Origin of the sequence: Enterobacter sp. P82 (assembly GCF_037053385.1) — a bacterium.
Classification (GTDB): Bacteria; Pseudomonadota; Gammaproteobacteria; order Enterobacterales; family Enterobacteriaceae; genus Enterobacter.
Map to the genome: position 1 here is coordinate 1,590,859 of NZ_JBALHX010000001.1, position 21,804 is coordinate 1,612,662.

Below are 21,804 nucleotides of genomic sequence, written 5' to 3' on the forward strand. Positions count from 1 at the left end.
ACGTGTGAACATTCGAAAAAGACTCTTCCTGTGCGCCCTTCTGGGCGCATTTATTCTGACATTTATCGCTCTTCCTCCGGGCACACTCTCCCTGGATGGAATTAAAACTCACCAGCAGGCGTTACTCTCTCATGTTGAACACGCGCCGCTACAAAGTGCGCTCATCTTTTTTGCGCTCTATGTGGTGGTTTCCGCCCTGTCGGTACCCGGCGCGGCGATACTGACCCTGCTGGGTGGTGCGCTGTTTCCTCTGTGGGAAGGCACCATACTGGTCTCGTTTGCCTCCACGCTCGGTGCCACGCTGGCGATGCTCGCCAGCCGTTATCTGCTGCGCGACTGGGTCCAGCGGCGGTTTGCTCAGCAGATGAAAACGGTGAACGCCGGAATGGCGCATGACGGCGCGGGCTATCTTTTTGCTCTGCGTCTGATGCCACTGTTCCCGTTTTTTCTGGTGAATTTGCTGATGGGTCTTACCCGCATTGGGCTACGTCGTTACTGGTGGGTCAGCCAGATCGCCATGCTGCCCGCCACGGTTGTCTTTTTGAACGCCGGGCGCGAACTGGGAAAAGTGTCAACGCTGCACGATATTTTGTCGCCGGGTATGGTATTCGCCTTTACACTACTGGGGTTATTTCCGCTGGTCACTCGCCGGCTATTTACCCGTTATACCCCTTCGTCTAAAAAGTGAGGCATTATGCGCCGTGTGCGTTTTTGCACGTTTCTGACCAGCCTGCTGCTGGCAACCCCTTTGTATGCCGCAGACAGCTGGCAATCCATCCAACAACAAGCCAAAGGCCAGACGGTCTGGTTTAACGCCTGGGGCGGCGATCCGGCGGTAAACCGCTACCTTGAGTGGGTAAGCGGTGAGATGAAAACGCACTACGCCATTACCCTCAAAATTGTCCCACTGGCAGATGCCGCCGATGCGGTAAAACGTATTCAGACGGAAGCCAGCGCTGGACGTAAGGCCAACGGCTCAGTCGACCTGCTGTGGGTTAATGGCGAAAATTTCCGCACGTTAAAAGAGGCTAACCTGCTGCAAAGCGGATGGGCGCAGTTACTACCAAACTGGCGCTATGTCGATACCCGCAAACCCGTAACGGAAGATTTTACTGTTCCCACTGACGGGGCGGAATCGCCGTGGGGCGGCGCGCAACTGACCTTTATCGCACGCACAAAGAGCATGCCGATGCCGCCGGAGGATCCGCAGGCGTTGCTGGCTTACGCGCGGCAGCATCCGGGTAAAGTCAGCTATCCACGCCCGCCCGATTTTACCGGGACGGCGTTTCTTGAGCAGTTACTCCTGACACTTACCACACTGCCGGATGCGCTGCAAAAGGCACCCGATAACACCTTTGCCCAGGTAACAGCCCCGCTTTGGGATTACCTCGACAAACTCCACCCACTACTGTGGCGCGAAGGCAAAGACTTTCCCCCTTCGCCTGCACGTATGGATGCCCTGCTTGCCAGCGGCAGTCTGAACCTGTCGCTGACCTTTAACCCGGCACATGCGCAACAAAAAGTCGCCAGTGGTGAACTGCCTGCCGACAGCTACAGCTTTGGTTTTCACACCGGGATGATCGGTAACGTCCATTTTGTCGCCATTCCGGCTAATGCCAAGGCGAGCGCAGGTGCGAAAGTGGTCGCCAATTTCCTGCTTTCACCACAGGCGCAAATTCGCAAAGCTGACCCGGCTATCTGGGGAGACCCGAGCGTACTGGATGTAAAATTACTCCCTGAAGGTGAAGCGAAACAGTTGCAAGCCCACACGCCTGAAGGGCTGCCGCAGATGCTGGCGGAGCCGCAATCGGCCTGGGTTAACGCGCTGGAGCAGGAATGGCTGCGTCGTTACGGCACCCGTTGAGTTGGCTTGTCTGGCTGGCAATGGCGGCTATCTATGTGCCGCTCCTGCCCGCTGGCGCCATGCTGCTCGCCCCGGCATTTTCGGTGACTCACTGGCAGTCGCTGTTTAACGACCCGCAACTGCCTCAGGCGACCGTCGCCACGCTGGTCTCAACGCTCATTGCGACGCTGGGTTCCTTGTTAATCGCTCTTGCCCTGCTGGCGCTTCTCTGGCCCGGCAAACGCTGGCGGCGCCTCAACACGCGCCTGCCGTGGCTGTTAGCCATTCCCCACGTGGCGTTCGCCACCAGCGCTTTACTGCTGTTTGCGGAAGGTGGTCTTTTTTACCAGGTCTGTACCGTCTGTACACCTGCGCTGGACCAATACGGTGCAGGGCTGGGCCTGACGCTCGCCGTCAAAGAGAGTGCGTTTGTGCTGTGGGCTATTTACGCCGTACTACCGGAAAAACGTCTTGCACAGCAAAAAGTTGTACTGCAAACCTTCGGTTATGGACGTTTTCAGATACTCAACTGGCTGCTCCTTCCGGCTATCGCCCCCATCCTCGGGGCGGTGATGCTGGCCGTTCTTGCATGGTCAATTTCGGTCGTGGATGTGGCAATCGTTCTTGGGCCAGGCAACCCTCCCACGCTGGCCGTGCTGGCCTGGCAGTGGCTCAGCCAGGGCGATGCACAACAACAAACAAAAGGGATGCTGCTATGCCTGCTCATCCTCCTGCTGCTGGCTGCACTTGCCGCGCTGGGTTACGGTGCCTGGAAGGTATGGCGTCGCACGCTTGCGGATCTGCCGGGGACGCGTCGCACGTCTCCTGTCCCACTGCCCGAGCGGTCGATAAGCAGGCTGTTACCCGCGTGCGGCGTACTTAGCGTAGCAGTACTGCTGATGCTGGCACAGTGGGACGAGATGGGCTCCGTGGGTACCAGCCTTTCCTTCGGCCTGCTTTCCAGCCTGATGGCCCTGGTCCTCATTTTTCTCTGGCTTGAATGGGGGCCGCAGCGAGGTACGCTGTGGGTGTGGTTACCCCTCGCCCTTCCGGCGCTACCGCTCGTCACCGGGCAATATTTTATTGCGTTGCGACTGGGTATCGACGGGCAGTATATCGCCGTGCTCTGGAGCCATCTGCTGTGGGTGTTACCGTGGATGCTACTGGTGCTGCAACCCGCCTGGCGCAGGATCGATCCCCGGCTTATCCTTACCGCCAGAACGCTCGGCTGGCGACGGTTAAAAATCTTCTGCCTGCTGAAATGTCCCCTGCTGGTGCGCCCGGCGCTGCTGGCTTTTGCCACCGGTTTTTCCGTCAGCATGGCGCAATATATGCCAACGCTCTGGCTGGGCGCGGGCCGTTTCACCACGCTCACCACGGAGACCGTCGCACTCAGCAGCGGGGGCAGTATCCCGGTTCTGGCTAACCGGGCGCTGGGGTTATTGCTGGTCACGGGCATGGTGTTCGGCCTTGCCGCACTGCTATCACGGCTCGCGGGCCGCTATCGTCAGGGATTACGTTAATGCTGAAGGTAAAAGATCTCACCATCGAACCGCTTTTCCGCGAGGTCAATTTCTGTGTGCCTCGCGGAGAGATTGTCACCCTGATGGGACCGTCAGGTAGTGGGAAATCGACTCTTTTTGCCTGGATGGTGGGCGCGCTGTCTGACGATTTCCAGGCACAGGGCGAGTTATGGTTAGACGAGCGTCGCTGCGACAGACTTCCCGTAGAATCCCGCGGGCTGGGTATTCTCTTTCAGGATGCCCTGCTGTTTGACCACTTCACTGTTGGTCAAAATTTGTTGCTGGCATTACCCGAGCGGATTGTCGGACGCGCACGGCGGGATGCGGTCGAGCAGGCACTGAGTTCCGCCGGGCTTAAAAACTACTACGCCAGCGATCCGGCGACTCTCTCCGGCGGGGAGCGTGCCAGGGTCAGTCTGCTGCGGGCCCTGCTCGCTGAGCCACAGGCGTTACTGCTCGATGAACCGTTCGGGCGCCTCGACAAAACGCTACGCGCGACGTTTCGGACATGGGTGTTTGACGTTGTCCGGGCACGCGGCATACCGGTTATTCTGGTCACGCATGATGAGGAAGACATTCCACCCAGCGGTGAAGTGATTGCGATTTCTCGCTGGCAATAATGTGCTAACGCAATGTTTTACATTTCGGGAGAGACGACAATGCCCCCCTCTTTTACTGACGTCAGGTTATACGATGAAACGTGTTTCTCAACTGACCGCGCTGGCTCTGTGTTGCAGCCTCGCTTCCCTTTCCTCTCTGGCGGCTGAAATGCCTGACACAATGACGCTGTCTCAGCTTCAGGAACAGCACGGTGTGGTGATCGATACCCGTGCCAGTGCTTTTTATAACGGCTGGCCACAGTCGCTAAGCGGCACCTCCGGCCATGAACCTGCCGCGCTCAATCTTTCCGCCTCCTGGCTTGACGCAATGAGCGACGAGCAGATTGCCATCTGGGCAAAACAGCATCACCTTACGCCCGCAACCTCCCTCGCACTCTACGGCGGCGATAACACAAACCAGGCCGTGAAAGCCCGTCTGGAGAAAGCCGGATACACTCATGTTTCGCTTCTCAGCGATGCCCTGCAAACGCCTGCTCGTCTACAGCGCCTGCCTCACTTCGAACAACTCGTCTACCCGCAGTGGATCCACCAGCTCCAGCAGGGTAAACCCGTCACTGCCGCTCCGGCGGGAGACTGGAAAGCGATCGAAGCTGCCTGGGGTGCGCCGAAGTTTTATCTGCTGAATCACATTCCCGGTGCGGGCTACATCGACACCAACGAAGTGGAAAGCGAGCCGCTGTGGAATAAAGTCTCTGACGACAAGCTAAAAGCGATGCTGGCAAAGCACGGTATCCGTCATGACACCACGGTCATTTTGTATGGCCGTGATGTGTATGCTGCCGCGCGCGTGGCGCAGATTATGCTGTATGCAGGTGTGAAGGATGTCCGTATTCTCGATGGTGGCTGGAAAGCGTGGTCAGATGCGGGTCTGCCCGTCGAACGCGGTATGCCTGCAGAGGTGAAACCTGCCGCTGATTTTGGTGCGCCGATCCCCGGTCAGCCGCAGCTGATGGTGGATATGGAGCAGGCGCGCGGGATGTTGCATCGCAAGGATGCCTCGCTGGTCAGCATTCGCTCGTGGCCGGAGTTTATTGGCGAAACCAGCGGCTATAGCTACATCAAACCGAAAGGTGAAATTGCCGGTGCCCGCTGGGGTCATGGCGGAAGCGACGCCACTCATATGGAGGATTTCCATAACCCGGATGGCACCATGCGTAGCGCCGACGACATCGCCAGCATGTGGAAAAGCTGGAATATCCTGCCGGAACAGCATGTCGCATTTTACTGCGGTACCGGCTGGCGAGCCTCTGAGACCTTTATGTACGCCAGGGCGATGGGCTGGAAGAACGTCGCCGTCTATGACGGCGGCTGGTACGAATGGAGCAGCCACCCGCAAAACCCGGTCTCAACTGGCGAGCGCGGGCCCGAGAGTTCCCTCTAAGAATTGAGTGACTTCAACGTCACATAACCGCTCCAGATGCGCGTTGTGGTGGTCAGCCAGCACAACGCGCCGAATACCCACGCGAAAAGCGTAAAGTGCGCCGGAAACAGGCAGCACAATACAAACAGCGCAATGGTCTCTGTCCCTTCTGTTAAACCACCGATGTAATAAAACGATTTGTGCGCGTAGCCCGGGTTGTCGATATCGTGCTTCGCCGCCAGCGCGGCAAAGGCCAGAAAGCTGCTGCCGGTGCCGATAAAGGCGAACAGCAGCCAGGCGGCGGCCAGCGCATTCTCTTCGGGAGCTGCCAGTGCGAAGCCAAACGGCACCAGGGCGTAGAACAGAAAATCGAGAGCGATATCGAGAAAGCCTCCAGCATCCGTCAGCCCTCTCCTCCGTGCCAGCGCGCCGTCCAGACCATCCAGCAGGCGGTTAAATACGATGGCGACAAGCGCGGCAAGATACCAACCGAGGGCCAGAAATGGTAGCGCCAGCACGCCCACGACAAACCCGGCCACGGTTAATCCGTCGGGCGTAATACCGGGTTTATCCAGCCAGGCCGCCAGCCGGTTAAGGGCGGGCTTTATCCGTGGATGGATATGTCGATCAAGCATGCGGCTTTCCTCTTAGCGTGTCGCACAGTCCCTGCGCCGGGATATCGAGAGCGGCGTTGAAGCGGGCGGAGAGATTTTGAAACGCAACCAGTGCCGTCATTTCGGTAATCGTCTCATCGTTGAAAAGACGTTTGAGGTCGCGTTTGAGCGCCTCATCCACCTGCGGCGGCGTGGCGGTAACGGCCTCCGCGTAGGCCAGCGCCGCGCGCTCCTGCTCATTAAAAAGCGTGGAGTCACGCCAGTGACTGACGGCCTGGACTTTATCCAGCGCGCCCACGCGTTCAGCAAGGCGCAGACTGTTGGCATCAATACAAAAAGCACAGTGGCATATCTGCGACACCCGCGTCATCAGCAGCGAGCGCAGCACGGGCGTCAGGCGTGCATGACGCCGTTCGAGGAAACCGACAAACAGCGCCACCAGCCAGAAAAGACGCGGCATACGCCCCCACCATCGCGTGGGGTTAAGCACGACACCGAAGTGTTTTTTCTGCATGGCGGCAATCGGTTTTAAACTCGCCGGAAGGGTTGAGATGGGCGCTACCCAGGTGGAGGTTTCTTTCACCTGATTCTCCTGATGACTGGACTCTGACAAAGGGCAAGATAATATGGTGGTTTTCGCTTTCAAGTATTGACGACCATGCTTAAAACAGTCGATGTCGTTGCGGCAATCATCGAAAAAGACCATAAAATTTTACTCGCACAGCGCCCCGCACATGCTGACCAACCCGGTATGTGGGAATTCGCTGGTGGAAAAGTTGAAGCCGGAGAGACGCAACCCGAGGCGCTTGCCCGTGAGTTGTGGGAGGAGCTCGGTATTCAGGCCCAGCCGGGGCAGTATGTGGCAAGCCATCAGCGGGAAGTTTCGCAGCGGTTAATCAACCTTCATGCCTGGCACGTTCCCGCGTTTAGCGGTGAGCCGACGGCGCACTACCACAGCGCGCTGGTGTGGTGTACGCCTGAAGAGGCGTTCGGCTACGCCTTAGCCCCCGCGGATATTCCCCTGCTGGAAGCGTTTATTGTTTTACGCGACGCCAGACCAGTGGGTTCGTGCTGATCGTGCGCTCATCGCGCTGGCACTGCAACAGGACGCCATCCGCCTTCACCACAGCCCCTTCCGAATAGTTCTGATCCTGATAGATGCAGCACTGATTGCAAGGCTGGGAACTTTGCCCGCCGGAGCTAAAGACCTCCGGCGGCACATTCACCTGAACATCCGGGCGAATACGGTCAGCCTGGGCACCTGCGGTAAACATCAAACATAACGCGGTCATCACGTAACGGTTCATAGACTTGCCTTCCTGTTGTGTTCTGTTAACAACTATAACGGTTAACCGAAGCAGAACCTTTAATTTATCTCGTCATCGATTTTTGTTATGACACACTGCGCATGATTAATTTCCCTTTCCGCATAAATTTCTGCTTGCCTGACAAAGCCGTGCGGGTGGTATAGTCAAAAAAACAACACAAATCGCATAAGCAATAACCATAAAATACCATAAGGGGTTCTTATATCTATGGATCAGACACGTTCTCTGGAAAGTTTCCTTGCCCATGTTCAACAGCGCGACCCGCATCAGAGTGAGTTTGCGCAGGCCGTACGTGAAGTGATGACCACTCTGTGGCCCTTCATTGAAGAAAACCCGCGTTATCGTGAGATGTCTCTGCTTGAGCGCCTCGTAGAGCCAGAGCGCGTGATCCAGTTCCGCGTGACCTGGGTGGACGACCGCAATCAGGTCCAGGTCAACCGCGCGTGGCGCGTGCAGTTCAACTCCGCCATCGGCCCGTTCAAAGGTGGGATGCGCTTCCATCCTTCGGTGAACCTGTCGATCCTGAAATTCCTTGGCTTTGAGCAGACGTTTAAAAATGCGCTAACCACCCTGCCAATGGGCGGAGGTAAAGGCGGAAGTGATTTCGACCCGAAAGGCAAAAGCGAAGGCGAAGTGATGCGTTTCTGTCAGGCGCTGATGACCGAACTCTATCGCCATCTTGGTCCGGACACCGACGTCCCGGCGGGGGATATCGGCGTGGGTGGCCGTGAAGTGGGCTTTATGGCCGGAATGATGAAAAAACTCTCCAACAACAGCGCCTGCGTCTTTACCGGCAAAGGATTATCCTTTGGCGGGAGCCTGATCCGCCCGGAAGCGACCGGATACGGCCTGGTTTACTTCACCGAAGCCATGCTCAAGCGTCACGGCTTAGGTTTTGAAGGTATGCGCGTCGCCGTCTCCGGATCCGGTAATGTGGCGCAGTACGCGATTGAGAAAGCAATGCAGTTTGGCGCTCGCGTGGTGACTGCCTCTGACTCCGGCGGTACGGTGGTGGATGAAGCGGGCTTTACGGCTGAAAAACTGGCGCGCCTGTGTGAAATCAAAGCCAGCCGCGACGGGCGCGTGGCGGACTATGCCCGGGAATTTGGCCTGACCTGGCTGGAAGGCAAGCAGCCGTGGGGCGTGCCGGTGGATATCGCCCTGCCGTGTGCGACACAGAATGAGCTGGACGTGGAAGCTGCCCGAACTTTGATTAGCAATGGCGTGAAAGCAGTGGCTGAAGGCGCGAATATGCCGACCACCATCGAAGCGACCGATCTGTTCCTGGAAGCAGGCGTTTTGTTTGCACCGGGTAAAGCGGCGAACGCGGGCGGCGTGGCAACATCAGGTCTTGAGATGGCGCAAAACGCCGCACGTCTCGGCTGGAAAGCAGAGAAAGTGGATGCGCGTCTGCACCATATCATGCTGGATATTCACCATGCGTGTGTGGAGTACGGCGGTGAGGCATCGCAAACCAACTACGTGCGCGGCGCGAATATTGCCGGGTTCGTGAAGGTGGCGGATGCGATGATTGGGCAGGGTGTGATTTAAGTTTTTAGCCGGGTGGCCGCTACGCCTTACCCGGCCTATAAACTCATGCCGCACTCTTCTTCTTTTTAAACGGTTTCTTCGCGCCAGCACCTGGCGCAACCATCCCTCTGAACCGCTTCACCGGCGTGCTGCGCGCCTGATCGATCAGCTGGTACAGCGTCCCCACCAGCGGCTGCATAAAGTCCTGATAGCGGCACTGCTTTTCGCTGATTTGCGTCAGCACGGACTCCCAGTGCGCCGTCATGTCAGGCCTTGCCGCCAGCTCAGGCAGCGAATGAATCAGTGCGCGTCCGGGTTCCGTTGAATGGATGTAACGCCCTTTTTTCTCCAGAAAACCGCGCTTAAACAACAGTTCTATAATACCTGCACGCGTTGCTTCGGTACCCAATCCGTCGGTTGCGCGCAGGATCTTCTTCAGATCTTTATCCTGCACAAAACGGGCTATCCCCGTCATGGCTGAAAGCAGCGTCGCATCCGTGAAATGGCGTGGCGGCTGGGTTTGACGTTCAACCACTTCGCCCTTCTCACACAGCAGTTCATCATCTTTGGCGACGACAGGCAGCGGCGTGCCGTCATTCTCTTCATCACGCTCTTTGTTCCCCAACAGCGTACGCCAGCCTGCTTCTGCAAGGAAACGCGCTTTGGCGACAAACTTGCCTTTGGCAATCTCCAGCTCAATAACGCACTTGCGGAACACCGCGTCCGGGCAGAACTGCATCAGGTACTGACGGGCAATCAGGTTATAAACCTTCGCTTCGTTATCGGTCAGATTGACGTTGCTGGCGCGCGCCGTCGGGATAATCGCATGGTGAGCATCCACCTTTTTATCGTCCCAGCAGCGGTTATGGCTATCCGGGTTCACCGCTGGTTGCGGCAGCAGATCCGGTGCGTGGACGCTAATGGCGTTCATCACCGCATGACGTCCGGCAAAGTGCTCTTCCGGCAGATAACGGCTATCCGAACGCGGATAGGTGATCAGCTTGTGGGTTTCGTAGAGTTTCTGGCAGATGTCCAGTACGTTCTGGGCGCTGAGGCCAAAGCGCTTCGCGGCCTCGATCTGCAGGGCTGATAGCGAGAATGGCAACGGTGCCGGTTCTGATTCCCGTTTATCGTTATAGCTGGTAACGATAGCCGGCTGACCTGTAATGCGGTTAACCACATGATCCGCCAGCGGACGGTGCAGCAGTCGCCCCTCTTCGTCCTGATACGATTCACAGGCATCGCTCGGCTGCCAGACAGCGGTAAAGCGTTCGTCTTTAGGCGTGACGATATGCGCTTTCACTTCAAAGAAATCTTTGGCGACAAAGTTCTCAATCTCCTCGTCGCGACGCACAACAAGCCCCAACACCGGCGTTTGCACACGGCCCACAGAGAGCACGCCCTGATAACCCGCGTTACGCCCCAGAATGGTATACGCGCGGGTCATGTTGATCCCGTACAGCCAGTCCGCACGGGCGCGGGCCAGCGCGGAGACGCACAGTGGGATAAACTCGCTGTTGGCGCGCAGACGGGAGATCGCTCGTTCAACGGCCTGCGGGTTGAGGTCGTTAATCAGGCAGCGCTGCACCTGCTGACGCTTTTCCGGTGCCAGTTCCAGATAGTCCAGCACTTCATCGACCAACAGTTGCCCTTCTCTGTCCGGGTCACCCGCGTGGACGATTTCAGCGGCCTCATGCAGGAAGCGCTTGATCACGTTGAGTTGTTTGGTAACGGAGGGCCGGGGTTGCAGACGCCATTTCTCTGGCACAATGGGCAGATCGTTCAGATTCCAGCGGGTATAGCGGCTGTCGTAGACATCCGGCTGCGCCTGCTCAAGCAGGTGACCAATACACCAGGTGACCACCTGCCCATTGCCACATTCGATAAAGCCGTCGCCTTTGCGGTGCGGTTTAGGCAGCACATCGGCGATGGCACGTGCCAGGCTCGGCTTTTCGGCAATAAACAACCGCATCGAATTAACGGATCTCGATCATCGGTCGGCCACCGCGCGCGGTCACCAGCTCACCGATCGCCGTCAGGGTAATACCAAACTCGGCGGCAGTGGCCTGTACCTCTGCTTCTGATTCCGGTGTGACCGCCAGCAGCAGGCCGCCAGAGGTTTGCGGATCGCACAGCAGGTTACGCCATTCTTCAGGCATCTCGCCCATCAAATGACCATAGCTGGCGAAGTTGCGCTGCGTACCGCCCGGGACCGCGCCCTGAGCAATATACTCTTCCACGCCCGGCAGCTTCGGCACATCCTGATACCAGACCTGTGCCTGCACGCCCGCCCCCTGACAGACCTCGGAAAGATGCCCCAACAGACCAAAACCAGTCACGTCGGTCATCGCCTTCACGCCGTCAATATTGGCGAAAGCCGCACCGGCGAGGTTCATCTGACACATGACTTCCGTTGCCAGCCCTTTGTGCTCCGGTTTGAGCAGGGATTTTTTCTCAGCGGTAGTGAGTACGCCAATGCCCAGCGGCTTGGTGAGGAACAGTTTGCAGCCTTCCTGCGCAGTGCTGTTGCGCTTCACGCGTTCAGTGGGAACCACGCCAGTGACGGCAAGGCCAAAAATAGGCTCAGGCGCATCAATCGAGTGACCGCCGGCCAGCGCAATCCCCGCCTGCTGGCAGGCAAAACGCCCACCCTCGATCACCTCGCGGGCAACTTCCGGCGGGATGGTGTTGATCGGCCAGCCCAGAATGGCAATCGCCATAATCGGCTTACCGCCCATGGCGAAAATATCGCTGATGGCGTTGGTGGCCGCAATGCGCCCAAAATCGAACGGATTGTCGACAATCGGCATAAAGAAGTCAGTCGTACTGATAATGCTGGTGCCGTTACCTAAATCATAAACTGCAGCATCGTCACGCGTTTCATTGCCGACAAGCAGGTTCGGGTCGACAAACTTCGCCTGTTCACTGTGCAGGATGGTCTCCAGCACTTTCGGGGAAATTTTACAACCGCAACCGGCTCCGTGGCTGTACTGCGTTAAACGAATGGTTTGCTCGCTCATGGACGTCTCCTGTCATCTCAATCGCGCTATGGTAGCGCTCATTCCATAAAGAGGTAAGTATGACTGTCTGAATTCTGCGGCAGATGCTCAGAATCCAGACAGTTTAGCGTGCGTTATCAGAAACGGCTGACGAAAGGCGTGGTGTCCGGCACGCTGATGGTGCTGGAGGCTTTAAGCTGCGGGGTGCCGAGATAGAGGAAACCGACAATTTTGTCATGCTCACCGCACTCAAAACCGTCACGGACCACCGGGCTTTCGGTTAATGCACCGGTGCGCCAGATACCGTTAAATCCTTGTGCGACGGCAGCCATTTGCATCGCCATCACTGCACAGCCTGCGGACATTTCCTGTTCCCAGACCGGCACTTTATGGTCTGGCTGGCATTTTGCCACGACAGCGATGATCATCGGCGCGCGGAACGGGGCACTGCGCGCCTTGTCGATACCTTTCTCATCCTGCCCGGCGGCAATCGCGCCCTGCTCCAGCAGTTGACTGAAACGATCGCGACCTTCGCCTTCAATCACAAAGAAGTGCCACGGCTGCAGTGTGCCATGATCCGGGGCACGCATGCCGGCACGCAGAATGTTCTCCAGTTGCTCGCCTGCCGGAGCAGGTTCGGCCAGACGGGAAGCGCTACGGCGGTTAACAAGCAGTTCGAGAGCGTCCATTGGTTAACTCCTTTCTTGAAATTTACTCACAAAATTAACACGGCGGCAGATTTTGTTACAGCCTGGCAGGCGATTCCTGCTGACAAGTGGCGGTTGGGTCATTACGATAACCCAACATTACCGTCCAGTGGCGACGGAAACAGTCATTTTCTGGTTAGGGAGAATACATGCGAACCCTTTGGCGAATCTTTGCCGGTTTCTTTAAATGGACGTGGCGACTGCTCAACTTCGTCCGCAACCTGGTGATGAACATCTTTTTCATCTTCCTGGTTCTGGTTTGCGCGGGCCTCTGGATGCACATCAGCAATGCGAATCAGGCGCAACATTCGACTCGCGGGGCGCTGTTACTGGATATCACTGGTGTCATCGTCGATAAACCGTCCACCAGCAACCGTCTGGGGGCGATCAGTCGTCAGCTGTTTGGCGCAACATCAGACCGCCTGCAGGAAAACTCCCTGTTCGATATTGTTGATACTATTCGTCAGGCGAAAGACGACCGTAACATCACGGGGATCGTGCTGGATCTGAAAGATTTTGCCGGAGGCGATCAGCCATCCATGCAGTACATCGGTAAAGCCCTGCGCGAATTCCGCGACAGCGGCAAGCCGGTGATTGCCGTGGGGGACAGCTACAGCCAGGGGCAGTATTACCTGGCGAGCTTCGCCAATAAGATCTGGCTCTCTCCGCAGGGTACGGTGGATCTGCACGGTTTTGCCACCAATGGTCTGTACTACAAATCCCTTCTCGACAAGCTGAAAGTCACCACCCACGTCTTCCGTGTCGGTACCTATAAATCTGCCGTTGAGCCATTTATTCGCGATGATATGTCCCCAGCCGCCCGTGAAGCGGACAGCCGCTGGATTGGCGAGCTGTGGCAGAACTATCTGGGCACCGTTGCCGCTAACCGCCAGATTACGCCTGAGCAGGTGTTCCCTGGCGCGCAAGGCGTGCTGGAAGGCCTGCGCAAGGTTGACGGTGATACCGCAAAATATGCGCTCGATAACAAACTGGTTGATGCCCTGGGCACAAGTGCCGAGATTGAAAAATCTCTGAGCAAGCAGTTTGGCTGGAGCAAAGAGGACAAAAATTACAGCGCCATCAGTATGTATGATTACTCGACGAAAAAACCGGATGACAGCGGTGACAGCGTCGCCGTGGTGTTTGCCAACGGAGCCATCATGGACGGTCAGGAAACGCCGGGGAATGTGGGCGGCGATACCACCGCGTCACAAATCCGTGATGCTCGTCTTGATCCGAAAGTGAAAGCGATTGTCCTGCGAGTAAACAGCCCTGGTGGCAGCGTCAGTGCTTCAGAGGTGATCCGCGCTGAACTGGCAGCAGCGCGTGCCGCTGGCAAGCCGGTCGTCGTCTCAATGGGCGGAATGGCCGCCTCCGGGGGGTACTGGATCTCCACTCCCGCTAACTATATCGTGGCCAACCCAAGCACACTGACCGGCTCGATTGGTATCTTCGGGGTGATCAACACCGTAGAAAACAGTCTGGATTCGTTGGGTGTGCACACCGATGGCGTTGCCACCTCTCCGCTGGCGGATGTGTCGGTGACCAAATCCCTGCCGCCGGAAGTTTCTGAGATGATGCAGCTCAGTATTGAGAATGGCTACAAACGTTTTATCACTCTGGTGGCAGATTCCCGTAAAAAGACGCCGGATCAGATCGACCAGATTGCACAGGGTCACGTCTGGACCGGTCAGGATGCGAAGAGCAACGGTCTGGTCGACAGTCTGGGCGACTTCGATGACGCGGTGAAGAAAGCCGCTGAACTGGCGAAGCTCAAGCAATGGCATGTTGAGTATTACCAGGATGAACCGTCGTTCTTTGATCTGGTGATGAACAGTATGTCCGGCTCGGTTCGCGCCATGTTGCCTGAGGCATTACAGGCGTATCTGCCTGCACCGGTCGTGACGGCAGCAAAAGCGATGAAAGCGGAAAGCGATAAACTCGCGGCCTTTAATGATCCACAGAGTCGTTACGCGTTTTGCCTGACCTGCGCGAACGTCCGTTAAAAAACCGTCCCCTCTTCCTGTGAAGAGGGGATTTTTTTCTTTTGAAGAACAAGAACTCACTACCATGCAGAAGAAATCGATTTATGTAGCCTACACTGGCGGTACCATCGGTATGCAGCGCTCTGAAAACGGCTATATCCCTGTCTCCGGCCACCTTCAGCGCCAGCTTGCGTTGATGCCAGAATTCCACCGTCCGGAAATGCCTGACTTTACTATCCACGAATACGAGCCGCTGATGGACTCCTCCGACATGACGCCGGAAGACTGGCAGCACATCGCGGATGACATTAAAGCCCATTACGACCAGTACGACGGTTTCGTGATCCTGCATGGTACAGACACCATGGCCTTTACCGCCTCGGCGCTCTCCTTCATGCTGGAGAACCTGAGCAAGCCGGTTATCGTCACCGGATCGCAAATCCCGCTGGCGGAGCTGCGCTCCGACGGGCAGATCAACCTGCTTAATTCACTGTACGTGGCGGCGAATTACCCGATTAACGAAGTGTCGCTGTTCTTTAATAACCGTCTGTATCGTGGCAACCGCACCACTAAAGCCCACGCCGACGGTTTTGACGCCTTCGCCTCCCCTAACCTGCAGCCACTGCTGGAAGCCGGTATTCATATCCGTCGTCTGGGAACGCCTCCGGCACCGAACACCGCTGGCGAGTTGATTGTGCATCCGATCACTCCGCAACCGATTGGCGTAGTCACCATTTACCCGGGTATTTCTGCGGACGTGGTGCGCAACTTCCTGCGCCAGCCAGTGAAAGCGCTGATTTTACGCTCTTATGGCGTGGGCAATGCGCCGCAGAACGGCGAGTTCCTGAAAGAGTTGCAGGAAGCGAGCGAACGCGGAATTGTGGTAGTGAACCTGACCCAGTGTATGTCCGGAAAGGTCAACATGGGCGGCTATGCCACCGGTAACGCGCTGGCGCATGCGGGGGTGATCAGTGGCTTCGATATGACCGTTGAGGCAACACTGACTAAACTTCACTATTTACTGAGTCAGGATCTGGATATTCAGTCCATTCGCAGCGCGATGATGCAAAACCTGCGCGGCGAACTGACGCCTGACGAATAAGGAGGTCTCATGAAGCAACGCGCCCTGCTCCTGGTCGATTTGCAAAATGATTTCTGCGCGGGCGGTGCGCTGGCCGTCGCCGAAGGTGACAGCACGGTTGATGTGGCAAATACGCTGATCGACTGGTGCAAAGCCCGCGGTGAAGCGGTTGTCGCAAGCCAGGACTGGCACCCGGCGAATCACGGTAGTTTTGCCAGTCAGCACAACGTAGAGCCCTTCAGCCAGGGTGAACTTGACGGGCTGGCGCAAACCTTCTGGCCGGATCACTGCGTGCAGCAGACGGAAGGTGCGGCGTTGCATCCGCTCCTGAATCAGAAGGCCATCGACGCGGTGTTCCATAAAGGGGAAAACCCGACTATTGACAGCTATAGCGCGTTTTTCGATAACGGGCATCGCCAGAAAACAGCGCTGGACGGGTGGTTACGTCACCACGAAATCACGGAACTGATCGTGCTGGGTCTGGCAACGGATTACTGCGTGAAGTTCACCGTGCTGGATGCGCTCCAGTTAGGTTATACCGTCAGCGTCATCACCGACGGCTGCCGTGGGGTGAACATTCAACCGCAGGACAGCGCTCAGGCGTTTATGGATATGGCAGCGGAAGGCGCGACGCTGTATACGCTCGAAGACTGGCTGGAAACACAGGCGTAAGCCTTTTTAGCCGGGTGGCGTCAGCGCCCCCGGCAATCCCCCTCCGATCGTCCATAAAGTGAACTCCCTCGCATCCTCAGCGAAGCGGCAATGCTATTCTCTTTAGGCTGTTTTTTCGCCACGCCTTTTCCGTGGCGTGGTTAATTTTATTAAGTCAAAGAGGAACTTGTATGAAACGTTTGCCCTTGCTGGCAGCATTACCCTTGCTTTGCGCGTCACTTGCCTCCGCCAGTTCCCTGATGTCCGTGGGCTACTTTAACGGGGGTGGCGATGTCACCGCCGGACCGGGTGGTGATATCAATAAACTGGACGTTCGCCAGATCACCCACCTCAACTACTCGTTCGGTCTGGTCTATAACGATGAAAAAGACGAAACCAACGCAGCCCTGAAAGATCCGGCGAAATTGCATCAGATCTGGTTATCACCAAAAGTTGCTTCCGATCTGGCCCTGATCCCTGCCCTGCGAAAACAAAATCCAAACCTTAAAGTGCTACTCTCCGTTGGCGGCTGGGGGGCGCGTGGTTTTTCGGGGGCAGCTGCAACCAAAGAGAGTCGCGCTGTGTTCATCCGCTCCGCACAGGAGATTGTCGAAAAATACGGTCTGGACGGGATCGATCTCGACTGGGAGTATCCGGTCAACGGCGCATGGGGACTGGTTGCCAGCACGCCTGCTGACCGGGATAATTTCACCGCCCTGCTGAAAGAGATGCGCGACGCCTTCGGGCACAAAAAACTGGTTACCATTGCCGTAGGCGCCAATGCGGAAAGTCCGAAAAGCTGGGTGGATGTGAAAGCCATTGCGCCCCTGCTCGACTACATCAACCTGATGACCTATGACATGGCGTACGGTACACAGTACTTCAACGCCAATCTGTATGATTCCAGCGCCTGGCCGACGGTGGCTGCTGCAGACAAGTACAGCGTCGATTTTGTGGTGAACAACTATCTTGCCGCCGGGTTAAAGCCACAGCAAATGAACCTTGGGATCGGCTTCTATGGCCGCGTGCCGAAACGCTCTGTTGAACCGGGTATTGACTGGAGCAAACCGGATGCGCAAAAAAATCCTGTCACCCAGCCGTACTTTGGGGCTCAGGAGATCGAGTTATTTAAGTCACTCGGCTACGACCTGAGCAAAGATACCTACGTGAAGTACAACGATATCGTGAAGAAGCTGTTGAACGATCCGCAGAAGCGTTTTACCGAGCACTGGGACGACCAGGCGAAAGTGCCGTGGCTCTCGGTGAAGGGCACCGATGGCAACGCGCTGTTTGCGATTTCGTATGAGAACCCGCGTTCCGTTGCGATCAAAGCGGACTACATCAAAGAGAAAGGTCTCGCCGGGGCGATGTTCTGGGAGTACGGGGCTGACGACGAAAACCTGCTAGCGGAACAGCTGGCGGAGTCGCTCGGGATCCCACACTAAGGTGTAGTGTGCCGGGTGGCGCTAGCGCTTACCCGGCCTACACCGAGAGCATTATTTGAAGGTCGCAATCGGCTTCGGCGTGATGCCGAAGTCTTCTTTCAGCTCGCGCTTGCTCTTCATCACCATCTGACCCTGGGTGTCGATAGTCATGTGCTGCGCATCCGTGTTATTGCGCGCCTGCCACAACATCACCAGTTGCAAACTGTTCTCTTTTTGATCCGGGGTAAGCGCGACGCCATCAGGCCATTTTCCCAGTTCTACGGCGGTAACCAGACGCTGATAAATTTCCGGCGTCATACCGTTAATCATGTCATCAATATTCACGATCTCTCCTTTTCAAAGGAATAATTTGCTGAATCGTTTTTTCAACCTTTGATCTGGTCGCCGTTTTCGTCATCGGTAAAGCTCATAGAGGCCGAGTTCACACAGAAACGTTCACCCGTTGGCTGAGGGCCATCCGGGAAGACATGACCAAGGTGTGCGTCACAGTTTCCACAACGAATTTCGGTGCGCACCATGCCGTGTGAGGAATCTGTCAGATAGCGGATTGCGTCATCGCTTACCGGCTCATAAAAGCTCGGCCAGCCGCAGCCGGAATCAAATTTCGTTTGGGAATTGAACAGTGGGGCATCGCAGACCAGACAGTGGTAGACGCCGTCTCGCTTGTTGTGCAGTAAACGCCCGGTGAATGGCGGTTCTGTTCCGTGATTCTGGGTCACGTAAAACTGCATTTCTGTGAGGTTTTTTTTCAAATCGTCAGGGTTACGTTGGTTCGACATATGCTTACATCTCGCTGTAGAAACAGACATCTTTTAACCCGGATTCTAACAAAACATTAACACCCTTGCGTGCACTTTTGTTCTAAACTTATGTGTCGCGAAAAAGCGGTCAGGCAATTGTGATCTTGTTCACATTTTTATCCTGTGAGGACTTTAAAATCCCGGGCGCAGCCCCCATTTGGTTGCAAGCTCAAAGGGAAAGTGAGGCGAGTCAGTCGCACAAACGTTAGTCACAGGATTGATTTGTCGCAATGATTGACACGATTCCGCTTGACGCTGCGTAAGGTTTTTGTAATTTTACAGGCAACCTTTTATTCACTAACAAATAGCTGGTGGAATATATGACTATCAAAGTAGGTATCAACGGTTTTGGCCGTATCGGCCGTATTGTTTTCCGTGCTGCTCAGAAACGTTCTGACATCGAAATCGTTGGTATCAACGATCTCCTGGACGCTGAATACATGGCGTACATGCTGAAGTACGACTCAACTCACGGTCGTTTCGACGGCACCGTTGAAGTGAAAGACGGCCACCTGGTTGTTAATGGCAAAACCATCCGCGTTACTGCTGAAAAAGACCCAGCTAACCTGAAATGGAACGAAATCGGTGTTGACGTTGTTGCTGAAGCAACCGGTATCTTCCTGACCGACGAAACTGCGCGTAAACACATTACCGCGGGTGCGAAGAAAGTTGTTCTGACTGGTCCTTCCAAAGACAACACCCCAATGTTCGTTCGTGGTGCAAACTTCGAAACTTACGCTGGCCAGGATATCGTGTCTAACGCATCCTGCACCACCAACTGCCTGGCACCGCTGGCTAAAGTTATCAACGACAACTTCGGCATCATCGAAGGTCTGATGACTACTGTTCACGCGACCACCGCTACTCAGAAAACCGTTGATGGCCCGTCTCACAAAGACTGGCGTGGCGGCCGTGGCGCGGCTCAGAACATCATCCCATCCTCTACCGGTGCTGCTAAAGCTGTAGGTAAAGTACTGCCAGAACTGAATGGCAAACTGACTGGTATGGCGTTCCGCGTTCCAACTCCTAACGTATCCGTTGTTGACCTGACCGTTCGTCTGGAAAAAGCTGCTTCTTATGAAGAAATTAAGAAAGCAATCAAAGCTGCTTCCGAAGGCGCAATGAAAGGCGTTCTGGGCTACACCGAAGACGACGTTGTATCTACCGATTTCAACGGCGAAGTGTGCACTTCTGTGTTCGATGCTAAAGCTGGTATCGCACTGAACGACAACTTCGTTAAACTGGTATCCTGGTACGACAACGAAACCGGCTACTCTAACAAAGTACTGGACCTGATCGCTCACATCTCCAAATAAGTTGGGATGAGTGCTTGATCCAAAAAGGCGACTTCGGTCGCCTTTTTTATTGCTTTAAAGACAGAGGATTGCGTAATGATTAATAAAATTTTTGCACTTCCGGTAGTCGAACAACTTACCCCTGTGCTCTCCCGCCGTCAGATCGACGGTGCCGATATTATCGTCGTTGACCATCCGCGCGTAAAAGCCGCCGTAGCGCTGAACGGCGCCCACCTCCTCTCCTGGAAACCAGAAGGAGAAGTTGAAGGTTTGTGGCTGAGTGATGCAACCTCTTTCAAAAAAGGGGCCGCGATCCGCGGTGGCGTGCCGATCTGCTGGCCGTGGTTCGGCCCGTCCGCGCAGCCGGGTTTGCCTTCTCACGGTTTTGCCCGTAACCAGCAGTGGACGCTAAAAGCGCATAATGAAGATGACAACGGCGCAGTGCTGACCTTTGAGCTGCAGGCTAACGATGAAACCCGCGCCCTCTGGCCGCACGATTTCACCCTGTACGCCCGCTTTAAACTGGCTAAAAGCTGTGAAATTGAACTGGAAGCCCATGGCGAGTTCGAAACCACCTCTGCCCTGCACACCTATTTCAACGTGGGTGATATCAACGCAGTGAAGGTGAGCGGTCTTGGCGATACCTTTATCGACAAAGTGGACAACGCCAAAGAAGGCAAGCTCAGCGACGGGGTACAAACGTTCCCTGACCGTACCGACCGCGTATATCAGCACCCGGAAGCCTGCAGCGTGATCCACGACAGCGCGCTGAATCGCGGGATTGAAGTTGTTCACCACCATCACAGCGACGTGGTGGGCTGGAACCCAGGCCCGGCACTTTCTGTTAGCATGGCAGACGTACCTGACGACGGTTACAAAACATTCGTCTGCGTAGAAACGGCTTGCGTGACGACGCCGCAGAAAGCCAGCGAAGAAAAACCATCTCGTTTAGGGCAAACCATTCGCATTGTTAAGCGTTAATCCGGTTGCACCACCATGAAGCAAACGGGGCGCAAGCGCCCCGTTTTGATGCACTAACTGCACCATATTAATGCACAATCAGAACTTGTAGGTCACACCAACAGAGAAAATGCCCGCCCAGGACTTGTCGACCATTGGGCTATCTTTCACTTCGTCGCTCAGACGCTCGTAACGACCAGTACCGTATACGTTCCAGTCACCGAGGAAGTTGTAGCTCGCGGTCAGCTCCAGGTACGGATCCCAACCATCATCTGCGCTGTAGCTTTTCAGACCGCTACGACGGGACTCGTTTTTAGAGACGCCGTAATAGTAGTCGTTGTAGTTCTCACTGTTGTACTGCACACCAATACCTGGCGTCAGGGTCAGCGCACCGTTGGTGTAGCGATAAAGCCACGCCAGATCCCAGATAAAGCCGTTGCTGTTATCCAGTGTATCTCCCGCCAGCGCGGTACGCAGGAAGCCATACTGGGTGTTATGCACATAAGAGAGACCGGCCATCATGGTGCTCTTACGCTTGTCGAGCTGACGCAAGGCGTGACTGTCACTGTCACCTGGTTTGAAGTGCGTCGGATCGTAGTAGGCCATGATGGAGAGCTTATCGGCCGTATCGTTCCACAGATAATAGCCGCCGCCCAGACCGCGGAACCAGAAATTATCGCCTTCATAGGTGACAACCGGAACGGGGTAAAGATCACGGTCATACTGTTTGTATGGGCTGTTAATGACGCCAACGCCCGCCCCAACCGTCCACTGACTTTCCGCCTGTGCGGTGCTAACTGCGGTTACGGCGAGTACGCCTAATGCCAGAAGTTTGAGTTTGGTCACAATCCATTCTTTCCTGTAGTCAAATAATCAGCGGGTGAAGTGTAACCGCCAGACCCGTACTTCCCCAAATTTTTTGCCTGCTAATCACTTTGATTAACCCGTTATTTTTCATTTTTCAGATGACAGGCCGTTTTCATTTATATGACCACCATGTGAAGAATGCCCTTATGACTTATATCGGCAATGGAAATTTTTGGATGAGTTATTGATATGTCAT

General features: G+C 55.7%; 22 protein-coding genes. 13 read left to right on the forward strand and 9 right to left on the reverse strand.

All coding sequences use genetic code 11. The features are described from left to right. Positions 1-4 precede the first annotated feature (4 nt). From WB237_RS07455 to WB237_RS07475, 5 genes are all read left to right on the forward strand, one after another. Positions 5-688, forward strand: a complete 684-nt coding sequence (locus WB237_RS07455; protein ID WP_336211957.1) for a TVP38/TMEM64 family protein — start codon at positions 5-7, stop codon at positions 686-688. A gap of 6 nt (positions 689-694) precedes the next feature. After that, positions 695-1,864, forward strand: coding sequence for an ABC transporter substrate-binding protein (locus WB237_RS07460; RefSeq protein ID WP_336211958.1), 1,170 nt, complete (start codon positions 695-697; stop codon positions 1,862-1,864). Continuing rightward, entirely contained in the window at positions 1,837-3,366 is a 1,530-nt protein-coding gene (locus WB237_RS07465; RefSeq protein ID WP_336211961.1) for a thiamine ABC transporter permease, read from the forward strand. Before WB237_RS07460 ends, WB237_RS07465 begins: the two co-directional genes overlap by 28 nt. After that, on the forward strand, positions 3,366-3,986 hold the full coding sequence (locus WB237_RS07470) for an ATP-binding cassette domain-containing protein (protein ID WP_336211964.1): 621 nt from the start codon (positions 3,366-3,368) through the stop codon (positions 3,984-3,986). The genes WB237_RS07465 and WB237_RS07470 overlap by 1 nt, the downstream gene beginning before the upstream one ends. A 73-nt stretch (positions 3,987-4,059) precedes the next feature. Then, the gene (locus tag WB237_RS07475; protein ID WP_336211966.1) at positions 4,060-5,367 is read left to right on the forward strand and encodes a sulfurtransferase; all 1,308 of its coding nucleotides are present in this window, start codon (positions 4,060-4,062) and stop codon (positions 5,365-5,367) included. On the opposite strand, the gene WB237_RS07480 is transcribed toward WB237_RS07475, so the two are convergent. Both WB237_RS07480 and WB237_RS07485 read right to left on the reverse strand, forming a co-directional pair. Next, positions 5,364-5,981, reverse strand: a complete 618-nt coding sequence (locus WB237_RS07480) for a CDP-alcohol phosphatidyltransferase family protein (protein WP_336211967.1) — start codon at positions 5,979-5,981, stop codon at positions 5,364-5,366. The two genes, WB237_RS07475 and WB237_RS07480, sit on opposite strands and share 4 nt — an antisense overlap. Continuing rightward, positions 5,974-6,543 carry a carboxymuconolactone decarboxylase family protein gene (locus WB237_RS07485; protein WP_336211968.1) on the reverse strand — a complete coding sequence of 190 codons (570 nt, stop codon included), beginning with the start codon at positions 6,541-6,543 and terminating at the stop codon, positions 5,974-5,976. The genes WB237_RS07480 and WB237_RS07485 overlap by 8 nt, the downstream gene beginning before the upstream one ends. Positions 6,544-6,618: 75 nt before the next feature. Between WB237_RS07485 and WB237_RS07490 the strand changes: the two genes are divergently transcribed. After that, complete coding sequence (locus WB237_RS07490; RefSeq protein WP_336211970.1) at positions 6,619-7,035, forward strand: pyrimidine (deoxy)nucleoside triphosphate diphosphatase; 417 nt, start codon at positions 6,619-6,621, stop codon at positions 7,033-7,035. Here the strand turns inward: WB237_RS07490 and WB237_RS07495 are convergent. Then, entirely contained in the window at positions 6,995-7,267 is a 273-nt protein-coding gene (locus tag WB237_RS07495; protein ID WP_336211972.1) for a YnjH family protein, read from the reverse strand. The two genes, WB237_RS07490 and WB237_RS07495, sit on opposite strands and share 41 nt — an antisense overlap. A 228-nt stretch (positions 7,268-7,495) precedes the next feature. On the opposite strand from WB237_RS07495, the gene gdhA reads away from it, so the two are divergent. Next, entirely contained in the window at positions 7,496-8,839 is a 1,344-nt protein-coding gene (gdhA, locus tag WB237_RS07500) for an NADP-specific glutamate dehydrogenase (RefSeq protein ID WP_336211974.1), read from the forward strand. A 43-nt stretch (positions 8,840-8,882) separates the two neighbouring features. Here the strand turns inward: gdhA and WB237_RS07505 are convergent, their stop codons facing one another. From WB237_RS07505 to WB237_RS07515, 3 genes are all read right to left on the reverse strand, one after another. Further along, positions 8,883-10,790 (reverse strand): DNA topoisomerase III, encoded by a 1,908-nt coding sequence (locus WB237_RS07505; protein ID WP_336211976.1) that lies wholly within the window; start codon positions 10,788-10,790, stop codon positions 8,883-8,885. 4 nt (positions 10,791-10,794) lie between these two features. Further along, positions 10,795-11,838 (reverse strand): selenide, water dikinase SelD, encoded by a 1,044-nt coding sequence (gene selD, locus WB237_RS07510; protein ID WP_336211978.1) that lies wholly within the window; start codon positions 11,836-11,838, stop codon positions 10,795-10,797. Between the two features lie 116 nt (positions 11,839-11,954). After that, positions 11,955-12,506: an NAD(P)H nitroreductase gene (locus WB237_RS07515; protein ID WP_129324495.1), complete on the reverse strand. Its 552-nt coding sequence runs from the start codon at positions 12,504-12,506 to the stop codon at positions 11,955-11,957. A 167-nt stretch (positions 12,507-12,673) separates the two neighbouring features. Between WB237_RS07515 and sppA the strand changes: the two genes are divergently transcribed. From sppA to WB237_RS07535, 4 genes are all read left to right on the forward strand, one after another. After that, positions 12,674-14,530, forward strand: a complete 1,857-nt coding sequence (gene sppA / locus WB237_RS07520; protein WP_114978125.1) for a signal peptide peptidase SppA — start codon at positions 12,674-12,676, stop codon at positions 14,528-14,530. Between the two features lie 64 nt (positions 14,531-14,594). Further along, the gene (gene ansA / locus WB237_RS07525; RefSeq protein WP_008500705.1) at positions 14,595-15,611 is read left to right on the forward strand and encodes an asparaginase; all 1,017 of its coding nucleotides are present in this window, start codon (positions 14,595-14,597) and stop codon (positions 15,609-15,611) included. A 9-nt stretch (positions 15,612-15,620) separates the two neighbouring features. Beyond that, on the forward strand, positions 15,621-16,262 hold the full coding sequence (pncA, locus tag WB237_RS07530) for a bifunctional nicotinamidase/pyrazinamidase (protein WP_336211984.1): 642 nt from the start codon (positions 15,621-15,623) through the stop codon (positions 16,260-16,262). 170 nt (positions 16,263-16,432) lie between these two features. Further along, on the forward strand, positions 16,433-17,686 hold the full coding sequence (locus WB237_RS07535) for a glycoside hydrolase family 18 protein (RefSeq protein WP_336211986.1): 1,254 nt from the start codon (positions 16,433-16,435) through the stop codon (positions 17,684-17,686). A gap of 51 nt (positions 17,687-17,737) precedes the next feature. Here the strand turns inward: WB237_RS07535 and WB237_RS07540 are convergent, their stop codons facing one another. Beyond that, a complete protein-coding gene (locus tag WB237_RS07540) occupies positions 17,738-18,010 on the reverse strand; it encodes a YeaC family protein (RefSeq protein WP_336211988.1) in 273 nt (90 codons plus the stop codon). 41 nt (positions 18,011-18,051) lie between these two features. Continuing rightward, entirely contained in the window at positions 18,052-18,465 is a 414-nt protein-coding gene (gene msrB, locus WB237_RS07545; RefSeq protein ID WP_028017182.1) for a peptide-methionine (R)-S-oxide reductase MsrB, read from the reverse strand. A gap of 341 nt (positions 18,466-18,806) precedes the next feature. Here msrB and gapA point away from each other — a divergent pair, with 341 nt between their 5' ends. After that, the gene (gene gapA, locus WB237_RS07550) at positions 18,807-19,802 is read left to right on the forward strand and encodes a glyceraldehyde-3-phosphate dehydrogenase (RefSeq protein ID WP_014831506.1); all 996 of its coding nucleotides are present in this window, start codon (positions 18,807-18,809) and stop codon (positions 19,800-19,802) included. Between the two features lie 75 nt (positions 19,803-19,877). Beyond that, on the forward strand, positions 19,878-20,762 hold the full coding sequence (locus WB237_RS07555; protein WP_336211991.1) for a D-hexose-6-phosphate mutarotase: 885 nt from the start codon (positions 19,878-19,880) through the stop codon (positions 20,760-20,762). A 78-nt stretch (positions 20,763-20,840) separates the two neighbouring features. Here the strand turns inward: WB237_RS07555 and WB237_RS07560 are convergent, their stop codons facing one another. Then, positions 20,841-21,587 (reverse strand): MipA/OmpV family protein, encoded by a 747-nt coding sequence (locus WB237_RS07560; protein WP_028017180.1) that lies wholly within the window; start codon positions 21,585-21,587, stop codon positions 20,841-20,843. Positions 21,588-21,804: the final 217 nt, after the last annotated feature.